This is a genomic window from Huintestinicola sp., from assembly GCF_050874005.1.
In the GTDB taxonomy this organism is placed as follows: domain Bacteria; phylum Bacillota; class Clostridia; order Oscillospirales; family Ruminococcaceae; genus Huintestinicola.
The window spans coordinates 1-3,057 of sequence record NZ_JBNMJV010000087.1 but is presented as its reverse complement, the minus strand read 5'-3'; the positions used below and the strand labels follow the sequence as shown (position 1 = coordinate 3,057).

Genomic DNA, 3,057 nt, shown 5'->3' with positions numbered 1-3,057 from the left:
TCCAAAGGGCGGCGCCCTTTGGTCGCCCTCCGCAGAGGGCGAAATCTCCTTTTATCCTTCAAAACGGAGCAAGGGGTGAGAAATGCGACAGCATTTCGAGGGGAGGCGGACACGACCGCCTCCCCTTGTAAGGCGCTCAAACACATTTACCCTCAAAAACGTTCCGGTGGAACGTTTTTGACAAAGCAATTTCTGTATGGGTTTGTGCATATTATATAATTGTCGTTTCTTTTTCGACAGACTGAAAGAACGGCTCAAAGCGAACCGTCCTTTTGGATTTATCAGTATCTGTTATCAAACACCGTACTTGGAAGTGGAAACGGGGATACCAACGCCCATTGTGGAAGCAACTGTGCAGGACTTGATGTAAGTACCCTTTGCAGCAGCGGGCTTAGCCTTAACGATAGCCTCGAGAAGGGTCTCAAAGTTCTCGCCAAGCTTCTCAGCGCCGAAAGAAACCTTTCCGATGGGGCAGTGAATGATGTTGGTCTTGTCGAGACGGTACTCGATCTTACCTGCCTTAGCCTCAGTTACAGCCTTTGCAACGTCGGGAGCAACAGTACCTGCCTTGGGGTTAGGCATAAGTCCACGGGGACCGAGGACCTTACCGAGACGGCCTACGAGACCCATCATATCGGGAGACGCAATAACAACGTCGAAATCCATCCAGTTTTCCTTGAGGATCTTGTCAACGAGATCCTGAGCGCCTACATACTCAGCGCCTGCTGCCTTAGCAGCCTCCATCTTGTCCTCTTTGCAGAATACGCATACTCTTACGTTCTTACCTGTACCGTTGGGAAGAACAACTGCGCCTCTTACCTGCTGGTCAGCGTGACGGGAGTCAACGCCGAGACGAACGTGAACCTCTACAGTCTCGTCAAACTTAGCCTTTGCAGTCTTGCAGGCAAGCTCGAGAGCTTCTGTTGTTTCGTAAAGCTTGGTGCTGTCAACAAGCTTTGCGCTTTCGATATATTTCTTACCGTGTTTCATATTATAATCCTCCTAATAGTGGTAATTACTCCCGGCATAATTCATATGGGGAGCTGCGGAAGCTTTAGATCCTCCCACTTATGCGTAATTCGATCAGTCAACGACCTCTACGCCCATAGAACGAGCTGTACCTGCGATCATACTCATAGCGGACTCAACGCTGGAAGCGTTAAGGTCGGGCATCTTAGTCTCAGCGATCTTTCTGATCTGCTCCTTGGTGATCTTGCCTACCTTGGTCTTGTTGGGAACGCCCGAACCGCTCTGCAGATTGATAGCCTTCTTGATAAGAACGGCTGCAGGGGGGGTCTTAGTGATGAATGTGAAGGAACGGTCTGCATAAACTGTGATAACAACAGGAATGATAAGACCGATATCGTTCTTAGTTCTCTCGTTGAATTCCTTGGTGAATGCCATAATATTTACACCGTGCTGACCGAGTGCAGGGCCAACAGGGGGAGCAGGTGTAGCCTTACCTGCTGCGATCTGAAGCTTAATTAAGCCAACAACTTTCTGTGCCATAATGCACACCTCCATAAATCGTGTTGCTGCATATCACAATGCAGAGAAATTTAGAAATTCGGGATCAATATTCGTCCGCTGCCTTGACCTGGCTTATCTCCAGGGTAGCAAGGGTCTCACGGCCGAACATAGATACGGAAACATCTGCAGTACCGTCCTCGGTGTTTATGTCCTTCACCTCGCCGGTGAAGCCTTCCATAGGACCTGCGGTGATCTGAACTCTGTCTCCGATCTTGAAATCAGCTTCGGCTGCCTTAACGCCCCGCTCAACGCCCAGCGCAGCGACTTCCTTCTCAGTGAGAGGGACAGGCTCGCTTCCGGGGCCAACAAAGCCCGTAACGCCTCTTGTATTGCGGACAACGTACCAGCTGTCGTCGGTTAAGATCATTTTCACCAGCACATAACCGGGGAAAACCTTTCGCTCAACTTCACGAAGGACGTCCTTGTCGTTTTTCTCCATAGCCTTTTCGGTAGGGACCCTGACTTCCTGAATGAGATCGTGAAGCTTACGGTTTTCAACAACCTTGAGGATCGTCTGAGCAACCTTGTTTTCATATCCGGAATAGGTGTGAATAACGTACCATCTTGCTGCTTCTGACATATGATCTGCCTCCGTTTATATTTTTGGTGAAAACCTTTAGAAATGACTCGGAAAAAGTTTCCTTGTCTCAGCCTGCCATTGAAAGAAGTCCTTTAAGAAGATATGCAAATGCAGTATCGAGTCCCCAGATAGCAACGCCGCTTACGATCATAGCCGCAAGCACAGCTCCTGTGTTGTTGATAACGGTCTTCTTTGAAGGCCATACAACCTTTTTGAACTCGCTCTTCAGATCCTTGAAGTACTTCACAACTCTGTTGGGCTTTTTAGCCTGAGTTTTCTTGGCAGCTTTGTTTTCTGCTTTTAGTGCGGATTTTTTATCTGCCATAGCTGTTCCTCCGCCTTACTTGGTCTCTCTGTGGAGAGTGTGCTTCCTGCAGAACTTGCAGTATTTGTTCATCTCAAGTCTGTCGGGATCGTTCTTCTTGTTCTTCTTAGTGTTGTAGTTGCGCTGTTTGCACTCTGTGCAAGCCAATGTTACCTTTACTCTCATATCGGCACCTCCTGTTAATGCTGCTTTGCAGCGTTCGTTGTTTAGGTAATTGTCTTACGACCGTTACCATTGCCTCCCTCTCCGGCAAATGAGATAAGCTTTGTACAGCTGTTTTTCAGCAGCAAAGCCTGTCCTGCCGCCCGGGGGCTTAATACGCCCTTTTTTGTAAAAAAGCGCAAAAAAATAAACCCCAATCAAGAGGTAATACTATAATACCACATTCAAAACTTTTTGTCAAGCCTTTTTTTCACATTTTTTTACGTCTTATGTAGGATTACAATAGATACGTGACAAAAGTTCATAAAAAAGAGTAGCGGAAATGAAAGAACCTGTGTTACAGTTAAGTTGCGATCAAAAAAGCAACAGGAGGTTCAACAAATCCGCTATGAATACTGTAACACAAATTACCCGTCGCCGTCAAGTGATAATTGAATATTCTTAAAAAAAAGGAGTAACC

At 47.1% G+C, this 3,057-nt stretch carries 5 protein-coding genes; all 5 read right to left on the bottom strand.

What is annotated here, in order from left to right:
• Positions 1 to 294: 294 nt before the first annotated feature.
• The 5 genes from rplA to rpmG all read right to left on the bottom strand — a co-directional run bounded on the left by rplA (position 295) and on the right by rpmG (position 2,600).
• Positions 295 to 990: a 50S ribosomal protein L1 gene (rplA, locus tag ACR0QN_RS14105; RefSeq protein ID WP_432651859.1), complete on the bottom strand. Its 696-nt coding sequence runs from the start codon at positions 988 to 990 to the stop codon at positions 295 to 297.
• Between the two features lie 93 nt (positions 991 to 1,083).
• Positions 1,084 to 1,509, bottom strand: coding sequence for a 50S ribosomal protein L11 (gene rplK / locus ACR0QN_RS14100; protein ID WP_432651858.1), 426 nt, complete (start codon positions 1,507 to 1,509; stop codon positions 1,084 to 1,086).
• 64 nt (positions 1,510 to 1,573) lie between these two features.
• A complete protein-coding gene (gene nusG / locus ACR0QN_RS14095; protein ID WP_432651857.1) occupies positions 1,574 to 2,110 on the bottom strand; it encodes a transcription termination/antitermination protein NusG in 537 nt (178 codons plus the stop codon).
• A 67-nt stretch (positions 2,111 to 2,177) separates the two neighbouring features.
• Complete coding sequence (gene secE / locus ACR0QN_RS14090; protein WP_432651856.1) at positions 2,178 to 2,435, bottom strand: preprotein translocase subunit SecE; 258 nt, start codon at positions 2,433 to 2,435, stop codon at positions 2,178 to 2,180.
• A 15-nt stretch (positions 2,436 to 2,450) separates the two neighbouring features.
• The gene (gene rpmG / locus ACR0QN_RS14085; protein WP_178724095.1) at positions 2,451 to 2,600 is read right to left on the bottom strand and encodes a 50S ribosomal protein L33; all 150 of its coding nucleotides are present in this window, start codon (positions 2,598 to 2,600) and stop codon (positions 2,451 to 2,453) included.
• Positions 2,601 to 3,057 lie beyond the last annotated feature (457 nt).

Coding starts and splice junctions, on each gene's coding strand:
- rplA (WP_432651859.1), bottom strand. CDS start 990: ATGAAACACGGTAAGAAATATATCGAAAGCGCAAAGCTTGTTGACAGC.
- rplK (WP_432651858.1), bottom strand. CDS start 1,509: ATGGCACAGAAAGTTGTTGGCTTAATTAAGCTTCAGATCGCAGCAGGT.
- nusG (WP_432651857.1), bottom strand. CDS start 2,110: ATGTCAGAAGCAGCAAGATGGTACGTTATTCACACCTATTCCGGATAT.
- secE (WP_432651856.1), bottom strand. CDS start 2,435: ATGGCAGATAAAAAATCCGCACTAAAAGCAGAAAACAAAGCTGCCAAG.
- rpmG (WP_178724095.1), bottom strand. CDS start 2,600: ATGAGAGTAAAGGTAACATTGGCTTGCACAGAGTGCAAACAGCGCAAC.